19 protein-coding genes and 2 pseudogenes are annotated in these 17,496 nt (G+C 41.7%); 10 read left to right on the forward strand and 11 right to left on the reverse strand.

The window, feature by feature from the left end; genetic code table 11:
* Positions 1–2: 2 nt before the first annotated feature.
* Positions 3–1,457, forward strand: a complete 1,455-nt coding sequence (gene nagE / locus BMZ78_RS07040; protein WP_093229114.1) for an N-acetylglucosamine-specific PTS transporter subunit IIBC — start codon at positions 3–5, stop codon at positions 1,455–1,457.
* A gap of 68 nt (positions 1,458–1,525) precedes the next feature.
* On the opposite strand, the pseudogene BMZ78_RS19100 reads toward nagE, so the two are convergent.
* Together BMZ78_RS19100 and BMZ78_RS07050 are read right to left on the reverse strand one after the other, a co-directional pair.
* Positions 1,526–1,744: pseudogene (locus BMZ78_RS19100) on the reverse strand (FAD-dependent oxidoreductase); the annotation flags it as partial.
* Positions 1,745–2,149: 405 nt separating this feature from the next.
* Positions 2,150–2,443 (reverse strand): annotated as a pseudogene (locus BMZ78_RS07050) (flavin monoamine oxidase family protein); the annotation flags it as partial.
* Between the two features lie 255 nt (positions 2,444–2,698).
* On the opposite strand from BMZ78_RS07050, the gene BMZ78_RS07055 reads away from it, so the two are divergent.
* Positions 2,699–3,211, forward strand: coding sequence for a DUF6886 family protein (locus BMZ78_RS07055; protein WP_093229116.1), 513 nt, complete (start codon positions 2,699–2,701; stop codon positions 3,209–3,211).
* 72 nt (positions 3,212–3,283) lie between these two features.
* Here BMZ78_RS07055 and BMZ78_RS07060 read toward each other — a convergent pair whose 3' ends face one another.
* From BMZ78_RS07060 to BMZ78_RS07075, 4 genes are read right to left on the reverse strand one after another with little or no spacing between them, the layout of a single operon-like run.
* On the reverse strand, positions 3,284–4,723 hold the full coding sequence (locus BMZ78_RS07060) for a HAMP domain-containing sensor histidine kinase (protein ID WP_093229118.1): 1,440 nt from the start codon (positions 4,721–4,723) through the stop codon (positions 3,284–3,286).
* Entirely contained in the window at positions 4,716–5,435 is a 720-nt protein-coding gene (locus BMZ78_RS07065) for a response regulator transcription factor (RefSeq protein WP_093229119.1), read from the reverse strand. The genes BMZ78_RS07060 and BMZ78_RS07065 overlap by 8 nt, the downstream gene beginning before the upstream one ends.
* A 7-nt stretch (positions 5,436–5,442) precedes the next feature.
* Positions 5,443–6,051 (reverse strand): DedA family protein, encoded by a 609-nt coding sequence (locus BMZ78_RS07070; RefSeq protein WP_093229121.1) that lies wholly within the window; start codon positions 6,049–6,051, stop codon positions 5,443–5,445.
* A gap of 12 nt (positions 6,052–6,063) precedes the next feature.
* Positions 6,064–6,633 (reverse strand): class I SAM-dependent methyltransferase, encoded by a 570-nt coding sequence (locus BMZ78_RS07075; RefSeq protein WP_093229122.1) that lies wholly within the window; start codon positions 6,631–6,633, stop codon positions 6,064–6,066.
* A 156-nt stretch (positions 6,634–6,789) separates the two neighbouring features.
* On the opposite strand from BMZ78_RS07075, the gene BMZ78_RS07080 reads away from it, so the two are divergent.
* From BMZ78_RS07080 to BMZ78_RS07090, 3 genes are all read left to right on the forward strand, one after another.
* Entirely contained in the window at positions 6,790–7,152 is a 363-nt protein-coding gene (locus BMZ78_RS07080) for a VOC family protein (RefSeq protein ID WP_093229124.1), read from the forward strand.
* 227 nt (positions 7,153–7,379) lie between these two features.
* Complete coding sequence (locus BMZ78_RS07085) at positions 7,380–7,745, forward strand: cupin domain-containing protein (RefSeq protein ID WP_093229125.1); 366 nt, start codon at positions 7,380–7,382, stop codon at positions 7,743–7,745.
* Positions 7,746–7,876: 131 nt separating this feature from the next.
* A complete protein-coding gene (locus tag BMZ78_RS07090; RefSeq protein WP_093229127.1) occupies positions 7,877–8,620 on the forward strand; it encodes a pseudouridine synthase in 744 nt (247 codons plus the stop codon).
* A gap of 41 nt (positions 8,621–8,661) precedes the next feature.
* Here BMZ78_RS07090 and BMZ78_RS07095 read toward each other — a convergent pair whose 3' ends face one another.
* The gene (locus BMZ78_RS07095; protein WP_093229128.1) at positions 8,662–8,889 is read right to left on the reverse strand and encodes a hypothetical protein; all 228 of its coding nucleotides are present in this window, start codon (positions 8,887–8,889) and stop codon (positions 8,662–8,664) included.
* Positions 8,890–9,163: 274 nt separating this feature from the next.
* Here BMZ78_RS07095 and BMZ78_RS07100 point away from each other — a divergent pair, with 274 nt between their 5' ends.
* From BMZ78_RS07100 to BMZ78_RS07110, 3 genes are all read left to right on the forward strand, one after another.
* A complete protein-coding gene (locus tag BMZ78_RS07100; protein ID WP_093229130.1) occupies positions 9,164–9,538 on the forward strand; it encodes an immunity 22 family protein in 375 nt (124 codons plus the stop codon).
* Between the two features lie 68 nt (positions 9,539–9,606).
* A complete protein-coding gene (locus tag BMZ78_RS07105; RefSeq protein WP_093229131.1) occupies positions 9,607–10,002 on the forward strand; it encodes a CDI toxin immunity protein in 396 nt (131 codons plus the stop codon).
* Between the two features lie 313 nt (positions 10,003–10,315).
* On the forward strand, positions 10,316–10,717 hold the full coding sequence (locus tag BMZ78_RS07110; RefSeq protein ID WP_093229133.1) for an Imm1 family immunity protein: 402 nt from the start codon (positions 10,316–10,318) through the stop codon (positions 10,715–10,717).
* 41 nt (positions 10,718–10,758) lie between these two features.
* Here the strand turns inward: BMZ78_RS07110 and BMZ78_RS07115 are convergent, their stop codons facing one another.
* Entirely contained in the window at positions 10,759–12,036 is a 1,278-nt protein-coding gene (locus BMZ78_RS07115; RefSeq protein WP_093229134.1) for a glycoside hydrolase family 18 protein, read from the reverse strand.
* A 257-nt stretch (positions 12,037–12,293) separates the two neighbouring features.
* Here BMZ78_RS07115 and BMZ78_RS07120 point away from each other — a divergent pair, with 257 nt between their 5' ends.
* The gene (locus tag BMZ78_RS07120) at positions 12,294–13,652 is read left to right on the forward strand and encodes an aspartate aminotransferase family protein (RefSeq protein ID WP_093229136.1); all 1,359 of its coding nucleotides are present in this window, start codon (positions 12,294–12,296) and stop codon (positions 13,650–13,652) included.
* A 6-nt stretch (positions 13,653–13,658) separates the two neighbouring features.
* The gene (locus BMZ78_RS07125) at positions 13,659–14,519 is read left to right on the forward strand and encodes a MurR/RpiR family transcriptional regulator (protein WP_093229137.1); all 861 of its coding nucleotides are present in this window, start codon (positions 13,659–13,661) and stop codon (positions 14,517–14,519) included.
* A gap of 77 nt (positions 14,520–14,596) precedes the next feature.
* Here BMZ78_RS07125 and BMZ78_RS07130 read toward each other — a convergent pair whose 3' ends face one another.
* From BMZ78_RS07130 to BMZ78_RS07140, 3 genes are all read right to left on the reverse strand, one after another.
* On the reverse strand, positions 14,597–15,013 hold the full coding sequence (locus BMZ78_RS07130) for a GNAT family N-acetyltransferase (RefSeq protein ID WP_093229139.1): 417 nt from the start codon (positions 15,011–15,013) through the stop codon (positions 14,597–14,599).
* Between the two features lie 127 nt (positions 15,014–15,140).
* Positions 15,141–16,196 (reverse strand): phosphotransferase family protein, encoded by a 1,056-nt coding sequence (locus tag BMZ78_RS07135; RefSeq protein ID WP_093229140.1) that lies wholly within the window; start codon positions 16,194–16,196, stop codon positions 15,141–15,143.
* A gap of 5 nt (positions 16,197–16,201) precedes the next feature.
* Complete coding sequence (locus tag BMZ78_RS07140; RefSeq protein ID WP_245739770.1) at positions 16,202–17,389, reverse strand: acyl-CoA dehydrogenase family protein; 1,188 nt, start codon at positions 17,387–17,389, stop codon at positions 16,202–16,204.
* Positions 17,390–17,496: the final 107 nt, after the last annotated feature.

Raw genomic sequence — 17,496 nt, forward strand, 5'->3', positions numbered from 1 at the left:
TCATGTTAGCCTTTTTACAAAGAGTGGGTAAGTCCTTAATGTTACCCATTGCCGCACTGCCAGCGGCGGGCCTTTTGATCCGTTTTGGTGCCATTGACTATGTAGAGCAGTTTAAAATGGGAGAAACCGTTGGTGGATTCCTTAATCATTACGTTGCACCGATCCTTGCCGCTGGTGGAGGAGCCATTTTTGATAATTTACCGCTACTATTTGCGATAGGGATTGCGATTGGATTTGCGCGCGACGCTGTTGCTACCTTGGCAGCAGTGATTGCGCACTTTGTACTCATCAATATGCTGGCTAAAGTTCCACTCATGTTTCCTTTTATTCCCGATAAAGCAGAATTAAAAATGGGTGTACTCGGTGGGATTTTGGCCGGAGGCGTTGCTTCTTATCTCTATAAAAAATATCACGATATCAAGCTGCCAGATTGGTTAGGATTTTTTGGCGGCAAACGATTTGTACCCATTGTTACGTCGATTTATATGGTCATTATCGGGTTATTGGTCGGAATGATTTGGAGCCCGATCCAAGATGCCTTAAGTGCGTTTGGTAACTGGATCGTAAGTCAAGGAGCCATTGGAGCCGGATTATTTGGATTCTTTAACCGTTTGCTCATTCCTCTGGGGCTTCATCATGTTTTAAATACCATTGCCTGGTTCCAAATTGGTGATTTTGTCAATCCTGAAACAGGTAAACTGGTTCAAGGAGATTTAAACCGGTTCTTTGCTGGAGATCCAAATGCTGGCATGTTTATGACCGGATTCTTCCCGATTATGATGTTTGCTTTACCTGCTGCATGTTTGGCGATGATTCATACAGCCAAACCAGAAAAACGCAAACTGGTTTCATCGATCTTGATTAGTGCAGCGATCACTGCTTTTGTAACGGGTGTCACGGAGCCGATTGAATTCGCATTCATGTTTGTTGCACCTGTATTATATGTGATTCATGCGATTTTAACGGGAGTAGCTGGAATTATCACTACAGCATTGGATATTCATAGTGGGTTTACGTTCTCTGCAGGATTGATTGACTTCGTGCTCAGTATCCCCATTGGGAAAAACTCACTCTGGTTGATTCCAATTGGTCTGGCGTTTGCAATCGTATACTACTTCTTGTTCCGTTTTCTTATTATCAAATTCGACCTCAAAACGCCTGGACGTGAAGACGATGATGTTGCCGAAGAGAGGGAAGAAAAAGTGGATGGTGCAACTTCTCCTTTGAGTGAGAAAGCAACAAAAATAGTCGAATATATTGGTGGAAAAGAGAATATTAAAGATATTGATGCTTGTATTACCCGTCTGCGTTTGGTCTTACATGATCCAAATAAGGTTGATGAAAAAGGGTTAAAATCGCTGGGAGCCGCTGGTATTATTAAACCAGGACAGGGCAGTGTTCAAATTGTTTTCGGTACGGAATCCGAACGCCTAAAAGATGAAATTCTTAAATTGTGATTGGATATCAAATGAATCATTGTCTGTTGGCCACAGGTTACCCCTGTGGCTTTTTCTTTTCAATACATCTATGGAGATTTTGTCAGATTGACTTCATAAGCTGCTCTAACTCCTGATTCAATGGCTCCCTGAATCCAAGAACGTGCGGTTGAAGTATGTTCTCCAGCAAAGTGTACTCTTCCTTCGATGGACTGAATATAAGGGAAAAGATCTATTTCTTGTTCCGGTTTAAACATCGAAAAGGCACCAGCATAACTGATCATGTGGCGTGATATTTTGAAACACGTTGGTAGGCAAGCGGAATTTATAAAAAGCGAGCGAGAAAACCCCTTAGCTTCAGCTATGGGGATGAGAGCGAGCGTCGGACGAGGGAGGGCATTAGCCCTCTCGCAAGTCTGACATGTTTTCAGAAAAGTATTTACAACTAAATGTTCCACTGTTAAACTACAGTTAGTTGCTCCTTGACAAGTGGATAGCATATAGGGTTGTGCAAGCCAATCACCTTGCACGTAAAATGCTATGTGTATGGACTGGCTAGACTGAAAAGCGAAAACCAAGCAGTAGGTCTAGCCTGTGACGTAGCAACTCAAACTGTTTAACCGTGGGGCCCACGGGGTTAGCTTGGTCAACTTCCTGTCAGTGGACGGGATTACCCAAGAATCCCAAGCGTTTACGCATGGGGAGTGGTCAAGGATGTATTCCCATGTTAATGGGTGGATGTGTGGAATGCGCATCGCACCAGCATTGAGATAATGTCCTTTGGTAAAGGGGGCGCGTAAGGTATAAACTCGTCCGCCAACCCGGTTGCTCGCTTCAAGAATGGTAACATCATGCCCTGCGTCTTTTAGCAGGGAAGCTGCAACAAGACCAGCCATTCCCGCTCCAGCAACAATTACCTTTTGCGGATGGGATGTTTTGGGTAAACCATATCGGATGATCGTAATCATTTGTGAAGTTGTTAATGATTGATGTGGATATTCATTCATAAGGTTTCTCCTTCATTTAAGCTTACAGCAGATTGGATCAGCTACATTTTATGCATGTAGGCTCATGTCTGTGTGATGAGATCGAAAACGATGAAAGAGGAAAGAGAATCTGGTATTTCCGGGAGATGAAGGAGAAATTATTTTTCAGACAGGATAAAGGTGATATTTAACACCTTGGTAGATGGGTATTTACGTTTTCTGAACATAAAAGTTATATTATAATTCCCACTATTAAGGATTAAAGGGGTGCGAGGAATGAATTTATATCATTTTAGTGAAGATCCCACTATTTCTACTTTTCGTCCCCGTGTTCCACGCTCCAATCCAAGTCATCCGCCACTGGTCTGGGCCATCGATGAAGAACACGCACCACACTATTTCTTTCCCCGAGACTGTCCGCGAATTGCTTATTGGGCTACTGCATCAACATCATCGAATGACAAGGAACGTTTTTTCTCCCATACTTCTGCAGCAAAAATTATTGCCGTAGAAAGTAACTGGTTAAGCCGAATTCGTGAAACCAAACTGTATGTGTATCAGTTACCTGGTGAAACATTTGAATGCATTGATGAAACAGCTGGCTATTATGTTTCACATCAAGAAGTGCGACCTTTAACCGTTGAGCCGGTAGGAGACTTATTGCAGCGGCTAGTGGAAGCCAAAATAGAATTACGTCTGACTCCATCTTTGTGGAAATTGTATTACGCTTTGGCTTCATCAACGGTATCTTTTTCCATGATTCGGATGAGTCATGCACAGCCTGAATAAAGAATACAATACGATCCATAATCAATCGTGGTAAAAGAAAATGAAGCACAACGAAGATAGGCAAGTTGTGCTTCATTTGGCCAGTGGAAAATGAATGGAAAAAGTAATGAATCCTTCTTGTTGGTCGGCCTGGATTGTTCCTTGATGTAGTTCTATAATTCGTTTGACGATGGACAAACCAATGCCAGATCCATGTTTGGAGCGAACTTTGTCACCGGTGACGAACATGTCAAATAAATGTCTGAAAACCTCCAGGTCAATCGGTTCAGCCGAATTACTGATTTGAATCAGTGCTGTATTCTCATTTTTTGCAGTTACAATAATGATTTTTCCAGGTCTCTTCGCATAACGGACCGCATTTTGAAAGAGATTTTCCAGCATTCTTACCAATAAAAGAGGATCGGCATTGATCAGCAGTTGCTCATCCGTCAAATTTCTTTCCACTTTTAATTCATCGAGTTCGCTTAGCAAAAATGTTTCTTCAATCAACTGATTGACCAGTTCGTTAACAGAAATGAGCTCTTTATTCAATTTGATTTCATGATGAGTCAGTTTTGTATACTCAAACAAATTGTCAATCATCTGCTTGAGTTTTTCCGATTTTGCCAAAGCAATATCCGCATAGGTTCTCATTTCCTCTTTCGATAGATGAGGTTGATCCAGCAAGTATTTTAAATAGCCGATGATAGATGTAAGGGGCGTACGCAGGTCATGGGAAAGGCTTGTGATCAATTCTGTACGCTCTCGTTCGATTCGCTTTTCTTTTGCTCTGTTTTGCTCCAGCTTTTCTGCCATTTGATTGATATGCATGGCTAAAACACTGATTTCATCCTGTCCTTTGGCTGGGAGGCGGAAATGAAAATGGCCATTGGCGATTTCTTGCATCCCTTCAGACACGTTTTTCAGTTGTTTTAATTTTTTGCTGGTAAGAAAGATATAGGTCAAAATAAATGATAATGGAGATACAACAAAAGGATAGAAAGGATTGCCTGTTTGATAGGTCTGTAATGCTCCGCTGGATTGGACACTAGCCACCAGAAAATGGGTTTTTTTATGAATTTCCACTGGATATAGAGCGTAGATTTCCTTCCATTCTGGCAGATCAGTTGGAAAATTGTCTTGATGTGCGATTTTTACAAGGATCTGGCTCAAATCCATATGGGATTCGGTTGTGTTGTTGGATCGATCGATAACCAGCCCATTCGGAGTGATAATTCGCACTTTTTTCTCTTGCTGGGCAAAATGGTTTAAATGGTGATGGATCATTTGTGATGATGAGACTTGAATGATCGAAGCAAGTGATTTTAACTCCATTTCCAATTCTGCTTTGGTTGGATAGTAATAGCGTTGATAAGTAGTCGGTGCAATATTGCTGGCGATCATGCCAGCCAAGGCAGCGATTAGTGTACAGATCAGGATGATTCCAATAAACTGCCATCGTAGACTGCTTGAGAATTTTTCATAGAGATAGTGAACGATACTTCCGATTTTTGAAAATAATGGTTTAAGCATGAGGATCTTGGGCTCGTGTTGGTTGTACCTTATACCCGACTCCCCATACCGTTTGGATAATAGTTGGCCGTCTCGGATCCAACTCGATTTTTTCTCGAATTTTTCGAATATGTACCATAATGGTATTATTGGAGGTCAACATCGGTTCCTTCCAAACTTGCTGGTAAATTTGTTCCGAACTGAATACCACGCCGGGATGCTGTGCAAGCAGAACCAGGATATCGAATTCCCTTGGGGTGAGTTGAACTTCCCTTTGATTCACCATGACTTGCCTTGTGGTAGTATGGATCGAAACATGTTGAATTTGGATCACATCTTTTTTCGCTTCAGCAGGTTGGAAGTGGTGATACCGTCGAAGATGGGCCTTGATTCTGGCAATAAGTTCCAATGGATTGAATGGTTTGGTGACATAGTCATCTGCTCCGATGCTTAATCCATGAATTTTATCCATATCACTGGCTTTTGCCGTTAACATAATGATCGGCATCTGATATTTTTCACGAATTTTGATGCAAGCCGCGATGCCATCCATATCCGGCATCATGAGATCGAGTACAATTAGATCAACACGATGTATCCGGGCAAGAGCGAGAGCCTCTTTTCCAGTAGAGCCTTGGAGAATCTTGTAACCTTCATTGCGCAAATAGAGTTGAAGCAACTGTCGGATCTCTTCATCATCATCGACAATTAAAACAATTGGTTGGTAATTCATGTGAAACCTACCCCTTTTTTGCCTCTTTCTTTATTTGTGTTTTTGGTACGAACGAAAATAGAATGGCCAGAAGCATAATGATTCCCAGTGCGATCATACCCCATTTTTGAATGATTTGGGCAATAAAGTCAATGGAATGACCGAATTGATAGCCGAGCCAATAAAAAAGGCCAGTCCACACAAGCCCTGCTGTATAGGAGAAAAGGGCATATTGGTAATAAGGCATGCGATGGATGCCTACTAAATAGGGTAGTAAATGACGGATGATTGGTAGAAAGTAACCGAGACAAAGAGCATAACTTCCATAACGTTGGATCAACTGTTCAGAACGTTTACGGTACTTTTGCCATTTTTCTTTGTGGAATAGCCGATCCAGGACAGTGACACCCAGCGCTCTTCCGATGATGTATCCAAGTGTTAGGCCAGAAATGACTCCTACATAGATAAGAAGAAAAGCAGGAATAGGTTTCAATAGATTTAATGAAGAAGTCAATCCACTTGTCATCACAATCACTTCGTCAGGAATCGGCAAGCCGACAATTCCGAGCCATAAGCAAAAGAATAAGGCCCAATATCCATATGCTGAAACCCAAGATAAAAGTTGCTCCACTCCCATGATGAAAACTCCTTATCTATTTTTAAGATAACGGCAGGTGTATACAAAAGCAGGTGGTAGATTGAAAGGGACAAAATGGATATCTACTTGTTGAAAACGGTTTTGAAGTGTAGATTTCATCTGTAAAGAGTATTGGTATGCAATAAATAGTCCATCGGGTGTTAGCACTTTTTGTACCTCATCCAGAATCTGATTTCTTACTTCTGGTGAAAAACAGGCAAAAGGCAAGCACGAGATAATACAATCGACTTGGTCCACTCCTAACTGTCTCAATTCATCTGACATCTTTTCCGCATTCATGCAATGGATATGATGGGGAAATCTTTCCTGAAGTGACTGACGGAGTTGAGCATCCAATTCAAAAATAATGGTTTTACATGCAGGTTTTGCCTTTTTCACGATGTGTTCGGTTACCACTCCTGTGCCCGCTCCCAGCTCCACAATGGTATCAATTTCGTGCCAGGGTACCGGTTTGATTAAAGCATTGACTAAATATTTTGAGCTCGGCGTGATACTCCCGATGGTACGAGGAGATAGTATAAAGCGTGAAAAAAATTGAAGTCTATGAATAAACGATTGCATCAATATCACTCCTTTTTTTGTATCCTGCCAAATACAATACGATTTAATTCTTAAAATCAACGAAGCTCAAATCTTAATATTTTCTTAAGTATAGGAGATAATAATTGTTATGAAAAGTAACCATGGCTGTAAATTTTTATAATGCGGGTGAAAAGAATGATCAAACAGATTGCGACTGTTGCGGTTTATGTTGATAATCAGGAAGAAGCGTTATCATTTTGGAGAGACAAGGTGGGCTTTGAGGTACGAAGAAATGAAAGCATGGGACCTGCAGGAAATTGGTTGGAAGTTGCGCCATCAGGGGCTGAAACCTGTCTGGTGCTTTACCCTAAGTCCGTGATGCCCAACTGGCAGGAGTTCAAGCCATCCATTGTATTTATTTGTCAAGATATTCAACAAACCTATGAAAAGTTAAAGGCAAATGGTGTAGAGTTTAAGGAAGAGCCCAAAAAGATGAGATGGGGGACATTTGCTATTTTTAAAGATCCAGAAGGTAACGAGTTTGTGATAAAGGAATAAAAAAGCCTCATCTCGAAAGATGAGGTGAGGCTGTTGACAAACCCGGTTTTCCTTTTCCAGTTGAACGACTTATTGCTTGTATTTAAGCAACGGGAGTGAAACGGAAAAGGAAAACCGGCATATAACGGATACTTTGTCAACAAGCTGGTCTCATCTTGAAAGATGAGGTTTTGTGTTTGGAACCGAACAATTATTGTCGAATAAAGAAAAGGGAGAGGATGATACAGATGAAGATCAGCAAGAAGATCGCAGAACATTATAAATGGGGGAATGATTGTGATGGTTGGTATCTGATGAAACGACAGGACTTGAGCATTATTCATGAACATATGCCTCCGCATACATCTGAAGTCCGGCATTATCATGAATGGGCCAGGCAGTTTTTCTTTGTTTTGAAAGGAGAAGCAACGATTGAAATCGATGGAAAAGTGATTCAACTCGAAGAGCAGGAGGGAGTAGAGGTACCACCACGGGTTCCGCATCAAATGATGAATGTTTCAGACGAACCCGTTGAATTTTTGGTCATTTCCCAACCGACCAGCAAGGGAGATCGTATTCTGGCTGAAGCTACTTCTGGAGTAGATAATACATAATTCCGATTCCAGCCAATAAAATATAGCTTCCCTGAAAAATATGGTACAAACCGAACAGTCTATTTGCCCGAAAAAGATCGAATATGTTAGAATAGACCATCTGAAATGAAATCAAGGCTGGGGGAACGAATATGTCCAATGAAAAACGACAACGCCTCGACAAGATCCTTGCGCATATGGGGTTTGGAACGAGGAAAGAGATAAAAAAGTTGGTAAAAGCCGGGTTGGTTACTGTAAATGGAGAAAGTATCCATGATCCGGGTATGCACGTATATCCCAATAAAGATGTGATTGAAGTGGATGGTGAATCTGTCGAGTATCGTGAATACATATATCTCATGATGAACAAGCCACAAGGAGTTTTGTCTGCTACCGAAGACCGCTTTACTGAAGTAGTCATTGATTTGTTAGAACCTGAACATCAACATTTTGAGCCTTTTCCAGTTGGAAGGTTGGATAAAGATACAGAAGGGCTGCTGCTGCTTACCAATGATGGAAAATTGGCTCATCAGCTTCTTTCTCCCAAAAAACATGTGCCCAAACTCTATTATGCTGTGATAGATGGAGAGGTTACAGAAGCAGATCAGCTCGCTTTTCGTCAAGGAATTATATTGGATGATGGATATATGACGATGCCAAGCGAGTTAAACGTTCTTCACTCGGGTTTGCGATCCGAAGTAGAGTTAACCATTTACGAAGGCAAATTCCATCAGGTCAAACGAATGTTTGCGGCGATCGGGAAAAAAGTGGTTTATCTGAAAAGATTGGCCATGGGGTCTTTACGCTTGGACCCATCATTAGAGCCGGGAGAATATCGGGAGCTTACTAAAGAAGAGATCGAGATATTGAAACAACCAACCAAGACGAATGAATGAAAGAGAGCCGTTTTTGCTCTCTTTTTTTTATCCATCTGACATTATCTGATCGTCTCATTAACAAGAAATTTTCCATTTGAAACATTCAGAAACTCTGTAGAAGAATCCGCTCTTTGTTCGATGATTTCAAGAACGGATTGTTTGAGAACCGGAATTTCCTGAATGGAAGTTTTGATTACTTCCATTTCTTTTGTCAGCGCATCCAATTTGGCGTTTGTTAGTTGCTGTGCTTCTAATACAGCCATTAACAGGGACTTCAATTCTTCCATTTTGCCCAACCTTTCCGTTCGAGATCGTGGACTTATTATATCATATATTGGTGGAAAAAAATAGAAATCATGACCAGCTAGAGACTTGCTTAAATCAACATGAGTTTGCCAAAGTATGGTCTGGCTCTAAAGAAATGCTATTGAAAGTAAACTTGGATGTCCGGGTGTAGTACACATGAGTGGCATTTAGTATCTCAAACTTCTATCTTTTAAACGGTAGGGAGACTGCTGTAGAAGATATAAAGTTTGTTGACCCAAAAAAGGGGGGGAGTATATGGAGAAAGAAGGATTTGTATCATTGTTCATTGGCAATTCTCATTCATATAAGGAACTTCAAGACTATATTTCGAATAATTATACAGAAGATGGGGATGCATTACCTTCCGAATTTGAAAAAGACTTTAACATTGATTACTATGATGAAGATTTTAGAGAAGTAAAATGCTATAATAAATCATCAAATGATTTACGCGTTCTACTTGAAGGTTTTTCTTATGACGAAGAAATAATCCCAAAATTTATCGAGATTTGCGGCGAATGTTTAAATCAAGAAGCGAACTCAGTCATCTTACTTTATAATTTTCTATATAATGGAAATATAAATGAAACAAATCAGTTTAGATTTTTAGGAACTGTACAATATAAGTAATGATAAACACCTTGGATAAATGTGAAACACTTTTTCAAGGTTTCTTTTATAGGAAAGGATAAATTTGAATGACTTTATTAGATGAATGTATTGAAGTTTTAGGTGCAGATACTGAAATTTTTACTGATAGTGAAAAAGAGAAAATTCTTGATACCTTTAAAAGCTTTTTTTCATTTACTGAGTGGGGACGTATTGATTGGGACAAGGTTAGTAAAAAAGAAGATGTAAATACTGTAAATGACATAACTGCTTATCTGGAAAAGTGTTACGAAAATTTTAATACAGTTGTTTATGTAATTTGGGATGAGGGGACTTTACCTATTATAAAGACTGATTTAAAAAAGGTTCTAGAATGTATTGATGATGTTACTGCTGTCAGTTTTGATACTTGGATTTTTTCACCATCTTCAGGATATGTAATTGAAATATATCATGAAGGAGAAGTTTTGGTTGGGATAAGATAAAAGTTGGTGATATGGTAATATGGAGCCTCAAAGGAGATTTTGAGGTTTTTATGAAGCAGAACTTATTGAAAAAAAAGATTTGAATGATTAAGATGTTTAAGTGAATCTTGAGGATTATTTCTTCAAGGTTCTATTTGTTCGATTGGCATGGGCGTAGTCTGATTTCAAGTCCGAATGGCGAAGGTAGCGTGGCCATTAGCTCAGCAAAACAGAAATGCTCCATTAATGAGCTAACAGTGATAAGCCAAGTGAAATGCAAATCATAAAACCTAATCCAAATTTCAAAAGAAAATCATGGTAAAGGAAAAAAAGTATGCGCAAGTGGAAACTACATATTTTAAAGCCTAGAAAAAAAGAAGTCATATCTAATCCAAGTTGGGACCAGATTAAATCAGTCCTGGATCAAGTGGATGGATATGATCATCTTGACAATGTTTTTTTGGAATGCGAAGAAGCTGGGGATTTGCTGGTTGCTGGGGGGAACGAAGAAAATGGGATCCGATTATATCACGTTTCCTATTTCTATGATGGATCTCTAGTAAATTTAGTCAATCCCTCAGTACCGAGGGAAAATGAAGAATACATTACAATTACAGTTGAGAGAGTTGGGACTGACATACCCAAGCAATATCTTGTTGAATATAGTGATATGATTAAAGCTTTCAAACATTTTTTTGAAACGGGAGAACTTACAGAAGATCAAAAATGGGAATGAGAAGAGTCGGGGAAGATTATTTCAACCCCGCTTTTTCATTACTACAGCTTTCGTACTCGAAAATTATCTTCTAGCAATAGCCAATTTTGTGGGAATGGGAAACCAAGAGTCCAATAGCTGATCCCACGAATGCCGTATTCTTTTACGAGATTAAACTTGGCTTGTATACTACGTGCATCTTCAAACCAGACTTCATGTTCACGCCTTTGCTCATCGAAATAATGAAAGAAAGGAGCTTGAGCCCTGTAATCATACTGAATCGAAGCGCGATAGCGAATGGCACGGCTGATCATTTCTTGTGGGCTGAGTGTGGCAGCCGGTCGTCCGCCCCTAACAAAGGGAAGGGTCCAATCGCGACCATATAATGGAATACTCATCAGGATTTTGTTCCGAGGGATGGCTGTAACTGCGTAATCCAACACCTTACGTACCTCATAGATCGGAGAGACGGCCAGCGGTGGTCCACCAGCCCATCCCCATTCATAAGTCATCAAAATGACAAAGTCAAGTATTTGGCCATGAGCGGCATAATCATGCGCTTCATAAAGTAAACCTTCCTGATCAGCTCTGGTTTTGGGGGCCACTGCACTCGAAGTAAGATACCCTTCAGGACGCAGTCGTTCAACCGTTCGTCGCAGAAGTTGATTATATAATTCACGATCTATCTCCGGGACATACTCGAGATCATAATTGATCCCTCGATATCCCTTGTTTCGCAACGTTTCGAGTATATTGGTTATTAAACGTTCTCGTGCTTCTGGACTGGATAGTACAGCATGAACGAGCTCGGAGCTGAATGCCCCTTTGCCGTCGATATTGGTGACCACCATGAGAGGGGCCACATCTTCAGCACGTGCCGCTTCCAAAACAGCTGAATCATTTAGAGGAGTCAAGCTGCCATCGGGCCGCATTTGATAACTGAATGGACTCACATAAGTGAGATGTTGGCCAGTATCACGAACCAATGCTCTTCCTTGCTCACCCATGGTTGTGACATAGGCGTTGACTTCAATGTTGGTTTTGGGGCGTTGTGGGATGCGCAAAACCTGTCCGCTATCGATCATGGAAGGATTTGTAATGCGATTTTCCTGCATGATTGTTTGGACGTTGGTACCATAGCGCTGAGCAATTACCCATAGGCTTTCACCTGGTTGAACCACATGAATCCGATCGGGTGTAGGGATGACAAGGGATTGGCCAATAACCAAAACATTTGGATTGGGTAGTTGGTTGGCTCTGGCGATCTGGTTTGCGCTTACGCCATAGCGTCGGGAAATCGTCCATACGGTTTCGCCGCTTTGAACCACATGAATTTGCACAATGGAATCCTCCTCGCCTTTTTTATCCTTGTGTTATTGTATTCCGCAAATGCCCAGAATGATTTTAGGTATATGCCCAGTTTTTATCTGAAAAAAGGTGAATAAGCTTAAATCTTAGAGATAATTCGTTATATCAGGCAAATACAGCCTGATTTCTTCTTTTTTCAGCAAATACGTGTTTGATTTCTTTTATTATGAAATATATACTCCAAAATAAAGGATTAAATGGAGTATATATTTCATAAGGAGGATTTTATATGCGAACGGCTTATGAGGAAAAAACGGTCAATTCATTTCAATATCATGAGGAAGCCAAAAAGGTGATTCCAGGAGGAGTCAATGCGAATATCAAGTTTTTTGCGCCTTATCCAATTACAATGAAATCAGCGGCGGGTGCTTATCTATACGATATTGATGAAAATCGGTATATTGACTATAACCTTTGTTATGGAGCATTGGTTTTGGGTCATGGGCATCAAAAGGTGATTCAGGCAGTGGAAAAACAGCTAAGTGAAATGGGGACGATGGTACTGGGGACACCGCACCAACTGGAATTAACGATTGCCAGGGAATTGGTTGACCTTTATCCTGGGATCGAATCCGTTCGTTTTACCAATTCAGGGCTTGAAGCCACCTTATTGGCGATTCGGCTAGCCTTTGCCTGGACAGGCAGAAAGAAGATCGCCAAGTTTGAAGGACATTATCATGGAGGATATGACCAGGTTTTAATCAGTGTACAACCTACATTACGTGATCAAGGGGAACTCCCGCGAGTTCAGTCCGATTCGCTGGGACTTCCCGACTATTATGTAGAAAATACCATTGTTTTGCCTTTCAATGACTTGGAACAAACGGAGGCGATTTTAAGAAAACACCACCAAGAGTTGGCTGCCGTGATTCTAGAACCTGTACAAGCTGGATATATTCCGCCAGAACCTGCTTTTCTAAAAGGATTACGTGAACTTACTGAGCATTACGGAATTGTTTTGATATTTGATGAAGTGAAAACAGGGTTTCGGATCAGTTTGGCTGGTGCGCAAGGGAAATATGGAGTCAAACCCGACTTGACTGCTCTGGGAAAAGTGTTGGGTGGCGGATTCCCGGTTGGGGCGGTTGGAGGGAAGAAAGAGATTTTATCCCTTTGTGCCAGTAAGGATGACAAGAATATTTTAGTGGCAGATCATGATTCGTCCCCATCACAACCGAATACCCTGTTTCATAGCGGAACATATAATGGCCATCCGACAGTTCTAGCGGCGGGATTAGCGACGATTCAGGAGTTGAAAAATCCCTCCACTTTCCAAAAGCTTGAATCGCATACCATCCAACTGAGAAAGGGAGTGGAGGAGATCTTTCAACATTATGGAATAGAGGGAACAACAGTAGGAGATGGAAGTATATTTAATATTGTGTTGACAAAGAATGAAGTTCGTAATATCCAGGATGTATTGAGGTCTGATTTATCACTGCGGAAACAACTGGACTATCTCTTGCTGAGTGAAGGAATTTATGTGAAGCCGCTCAATCGGTTTTCGGTTTCGACCGCACATGATTTATCTGTTATCCACGAAACACTCAACCTTTTTGAGCAAGGTGTGAAAAAATGGATCAGGTGAAGTCAGATGAAGAATAGCTTTTTTGAGCGAATTAAAGAGAAAAAAGGGCAAATGAGCAAATCCCAACTAAAGATTGTCCATTTCATCGAACAACATATCGATGAAGTCCCGTTTCTTACGGTTGCCCAATTGGCGAAGCGGGCGGGTGTAGGTGAAGCGACAGTGGTTCGGTTTGCCAACTATCTCGGTTTTCAGGGTTATGCGGATATGCAGGAGGCCCTCCAGTCTTATTTGCGGGAACGTTTGAATACAGTGGAGCGATTGAAAATAGCAGACGATACATATGCTGTCCAAAACCAATTGGCTTTTGATATATTATCCGATGATATCCGCAATATCCAGCGAACGATGCAAACGCTTGATCGTCGAGTATTTCATGAAGCAGTCGAATTGATCACCAACGCACGCTCGGTTACCATTGTGGCTTTCCGTAGCTCACATGCTCTCGGTTATTTTCTGGCATTTTATTTGAGATTGTTATTGAAAGAAGTTCATCTTCTTTCCCACTCCGATACCATGTTTGAACATCTGGCTCGGTTGGGGGAAGAGGATCTTGTGCTGGGAATTACTTTTTCCCGATATACGGCCCGTACGATCCAGGCTTTGAAATTTGCTCATGAAAAAGGCGTAAAAACCTTGGCGATCACCGATCAGCTGACCTCGCCTGCCGTCAATTATTCAAGCCTCCATCTGCTGGCTGCCAGCCATTTGCCTTCTTTTCACGATTCATTTGTAGCACCTCTTAGCCTGATCAATGCATTGTTGACTGCCATCGCCAAAAAGAACTACCATGCGATTTCAGAGCATTTAACCAAGATGGAAGAGATCTGGGAGAAAGAAGCGGTCTATGATGCGTTTAAAATATGAATGAACAGGAGCACTCACCAGACACGCTGTTTGTTTTCTGGCGAGTGCTTTTTGTTCATTGATCAATATGCAACAGTTTAAAAGGGGGATTTGGTTTGATCCCATATCATTCCCGGCGCACTGGCATCCCGTTCAACAAAACCAAATTTCTTGTAAAAGTCTGATTTTCCGCGGGCACTGAAAAGTGAAACAAGCAGGATGTTATGTTGCCTGCATTCTTCCAATAATGCTCGTAATATAGTCGTTCCAACTCCATGATTTCGGAATTCTGGTTTCACGATCAAGTCACAGATGAGAGCCTGGTATATTCCATCGGAAATAATTCTTCCAAAGCCGATGAGTTCCTGATTCTTGTAGGCGCTAAGAGTGAACCAGCTATTGGAAATGGCTTGAAATAGTTGCTGGTCATTAAAAGGATGTTTCCATCCGGTTGTTTGGTATAGATCAAAAAATTGTTGGCAATCAGGCAATTCTTTTTGCAATCTTAAATTCATTTGGCAATCGGCTCCTAGTCTATTTTTCTAAAGGAATCGCTATAGCTAATTTAGTTATAGCAAGTTCCTCTTGTTTCGTAAATAATGGCAAGGTTATCTTCTGACGTGAATCCTTCGCATGATCCACTTAGAACAGTTCTTTTCTTAGAGTTCGATATGCTTGTTCCATTAAATTACCTATACCAACATTTAATTTTGAAAAACGTTGGTCTTTCGTTTCACCTTTTTTCCAACGAAAGTAAATCTGTTGAAGGACAGCCGCAATCTTATAGAAAGCAAACGTGACATAATAATGGATATGAGATAGATCCCTTCCACTTTTTTGTGCGTAAAGATCGATGAATTCCCGGCGTTTAATGAAACCGGCGGTCTTGGTAATCGAGGTAAGGCCTGTTTCTGCTTCTCCTTCTTCCGTCCAATAGGCAAGGGTAACTCCCAGATCCATCAGAGGGTCGCCGATCGTGCACATTTCCCAGTCCAAGACAGCCACCGCTTGGCTGGGATCGTTGGGCGACAGCATCATATTATTTAATTTGAAATCGTTGTGTATGATGGTCGGAGAAGGAGAGGCAGGTATATGCTCTAGCAGCCATTTTTCGATTTCTCCGGTTACCCTGATTTCATCGGTTTTCGCATTTTGATATCGTTTAATCCAACCGTGAACCTGCCTCTCCAAAAATCCCTCCGGTCGTCCGATATCGGATAAGCCAGCCTCCCGATAATCAATGTCGTGCAGCTGTACCAGGGTATTCACAACAGTCTCAGAGATGATGCGGCAGATTTCCTCCTGTTTCGCCCATTCAGGCGGCATAACTTCATCCAATACCACTCCTTGTTTCCTTTCCATAATATAGAAGTGTTTATCCATGATCTCCGGATCTTCACAATAGAGATAAGGTTTAGGGGCCAAAGGAAACACCAGATGGAGCTTTTTCAGGATCCGGTATTCCCGTTCCATATCATGGGCTTTGGGAGGGATCGTCCCAAAAGGCGGGCGGCGGAGTACACCCTCCCAATCGCCGATGCGGATCAGGTAAGTTAAGTTGGAATAACCGGCGGAACATTGTTTCACTTGCATGGGTTTCTCACTAAGTCCTTCCACATGAAATCGAACAAAGCGTTCGATCTGATCCCATTTGATCTCTGGGGTGGAACCCATCGTTTGAAGATCTCCTTGACCCATTCTCATCACCTCTTTTGAAATGCCTTCAAGACTTGTTTCGCCACGACCATGCGGTGAACCTCATCGGCGCCATCGTAGATCCGTGCCGAACGGGCTTCCCGGTAAAAGCCTTCTAACGGTGTATCCGCGGTTATCCCTAGCGCACCATGAACTTGGATCGCACGGTCAATGACATCATGCAGTATTTTTGCACCAAAGAATTTGATCATGGAAATCTCTTTGCGGGCTTCATCACCCTGATCCATCTTCCATGCGGTATACAGGGTCATCAAACGGGCTGCTTCAATTTCCGTGGCTGAATCGGCTATGAAGTTCTGAATGGTTTGAAACTCGGACAATGTTTTTCCGCGAGTAACCCTTTTGAGAGAGTATTCCACCATCAGATCAAAGCTCCGCTTGGCTACGCCAATCCATCTCATGGCATGCGTGATGCGGCCGGACCTCAGGCGTAGCTGGGCTAACTTAAAGCCTTCTCCGCGATTTCCAAGCATATTCTCCGCTGGAACGCGGCAATTGGTGTAGCGAACCTCACAATGACCGCCGGCAAAATGATCACCCATGACAGGCAGCTCCCTGATAATTTCGAAACCGGGATTATCCGCATCAACAATGAACAAGCTGTACCGTTCATGTGGTGGAGCATCCGGATCTGTCATGGCCATGACAATGGAAAAGGACGCGCCGATTGCGCTGGTCGTAAACCATTTATGGGCATTGATGACCCACTCATCCCCGTCCTTTTCGGCGCGGGACTGCAGCATGGTCGGGTCGGAACCGGATACCTCGGGCTCGGTCATGGCAAAGCAAGAATAGATATCCCCATTCACCAAAGGAATCAGATATTTTCTTTTTTGCTCAGGTGTTCCGGCATGCCATAGAATCTCCGCATTTCCTGCATGTGGAGCCATCGAACCAAAAATGTAAGGAGCAATCGGACTCCTTCCTATAATTTCCGAAAGCAGGCCGAGAGAAACGAATCCAATGCCCATGCCGCCGACTTCCTTGGGCATATGCCCTGCCCATAGACCCAAGTCTTTTACTTTTTGTTGCAGCGTCTTTAAAATCTCATCCGGCAAACCGCGATGAGGAATCATATGCTTTTCATTCGGGTATACGTATTCTTCCATAAAGGCAGTTGCCTTTTCTATCATCTCTTGTTGCTCGGGAGTTGGACTAAAATCAAACACCTTCATCACTCCTATTAAATTATTTAATAAATTTATAAAGCAATTTTCATGCCAAAAAAGATAAGCGAACAAAGGTGTAATCGAAATAATTAGGAAATTCATCGATTTATGAA

Source organism: Thermoflavimicrobium dichotomicum (assembly GCF_900114055.1).
Classification (GTDB): Bacteria; Bacillota; Bacilli; order Thermoactinomycetales; family Thermoactinomycetaceae; genus Thermoflavimicrobium; species Thermoflavimicrobium dichotomicum.

Excerpts from the sequence above, each read along its gene's own strand:
- nagE (WP_093229114.1), top strand. The coding sequence starts at position 3 with ATGTTAGCCTTTTTACAAAGAGTGGGTAAGTCCTTAATGTTACCCATT.
- BMZ78_RS07055 (WP_093229116.1), top strand. The coding sequence starts at position 2,699 with ATGAATTTATATCATTTTAGTGAAGATCCCACTATTTCTACTTTTCGT.
- BMZ78_RS07060 (WP_093229118.1), bottom strand. The coding sequence starts at position 4,723 with ATGCTTAAACCATTATTTTCAAAAATCGGAAGTATCGTTCACTATCTC.
- BMZ78_RS07065 (WP_093229119.1), bottom strand. The coding sequence starts at position 5,435 with ATGAATTACCAACCAATTGTTTTAATTGTCGATGATGATGAAGAGATC.
- BMZ78_RS07070 (WP_093229121.1), bottom strand. The coding sequence starts at position 6,051 with ATGGGAGTGGAGCAACTTTTATCTTGGGTTTCAGCATATGGATATTGG.
- BMZ78_RS07075 (WP_093229122.1), bottom strand. The coding sequence starts at position 6,633 with ATGCAATCGTTTATTCATAGACTTCAATTTTTTTCACGCTTTATACTA.
- BMZ78_RS07080 (WP_093229124.1), top strand. The coding sequence starts at position 6,790 with ATGATCAAACAGATTGCGACTGTTGCGGTTTATGTTGATAATCAGGAA.
- BMZ78_RS07085 (WP_093229125.1), top strand. The coding sequence starts at position 7,380 with ATGAAGATCAGCAAGAAGATCGCAGAACATTATAAATGGGGGAATGAT.
- BMZ78_RS07090 (WP_093229127.1), top strand. The coding sequence starts at position 7,877 with ATGTCCAATGAAAAACGACAACGCCTCGACAAGATCCTTGCGCATATG.
- BMZ78_RS07095 (WP_093229128.1), bottom strand. The coding sequence starts at position 8,889 with ATGGAAGAATTGAAGTCCCTGTTAATGGCTGTATTAGAAGCACAGCAA.
- BMZ78_RS07100 (WP_093229130.1), top strand. The coding sequence starts at position 9,164 with ATGGAGAAAGAAGGATTTGTATCATTGTTCATTGGCAATTCTCATTCA.
- BMZ78_RS07105 (WP_093229131.1), top strand. The coding sequence starts at position 9,607 with ATGACTTTATTAGATGAATGTATTGAAGTTTTAGGTGCAGATACTGAA.
- BMZ78_RS07110 (WP_093229133.1), top strand. The coding sequence starts at position 10,316 with ATGCGCAAGTGGAAACTACATATTTTAAAGCCTAGAAAAAAAGAAGTC.
- BMZ78_RS07120 (WP_093229136.1), top strand. The coding sequence starts at position 12,294 with ATGCGAACGGCTTATGAGGAAAAAACGGTCAATTCATTTCAATATCAT.
- BMZ78_RS07125 (WP_093229137.1), top strand. The coding sequence starts at position 13,659 with ATGAAGAATAGCTTTTTTGAGCGAATTAAAGAGAAAAAAGGGCAAATG.
- BMZ78_RS07130 (WP_093229139.1), bottom strand. The coding sequence starts at position 15,013 with ATGAATTTAAGATTGCAAAAAGAATTGCCTGATTGCCAACAATTTTTT.
- BMZ78_RS07135 (WP_093229140.1), bottom strand. The coding sequence starts at position 16,196 with ATGGGTCAAGGAGATCTTCAAACGATGGGTTCCACCCCAGAGATCAAA.
- BMZ78_RS07140 (WP_245739770.1), bottom strand. The coding sequence starts at position 17,389 with ATGAAGGTGTTTGATTTTAGTCCAACTCCCGAGCAACAAGAGATGATA.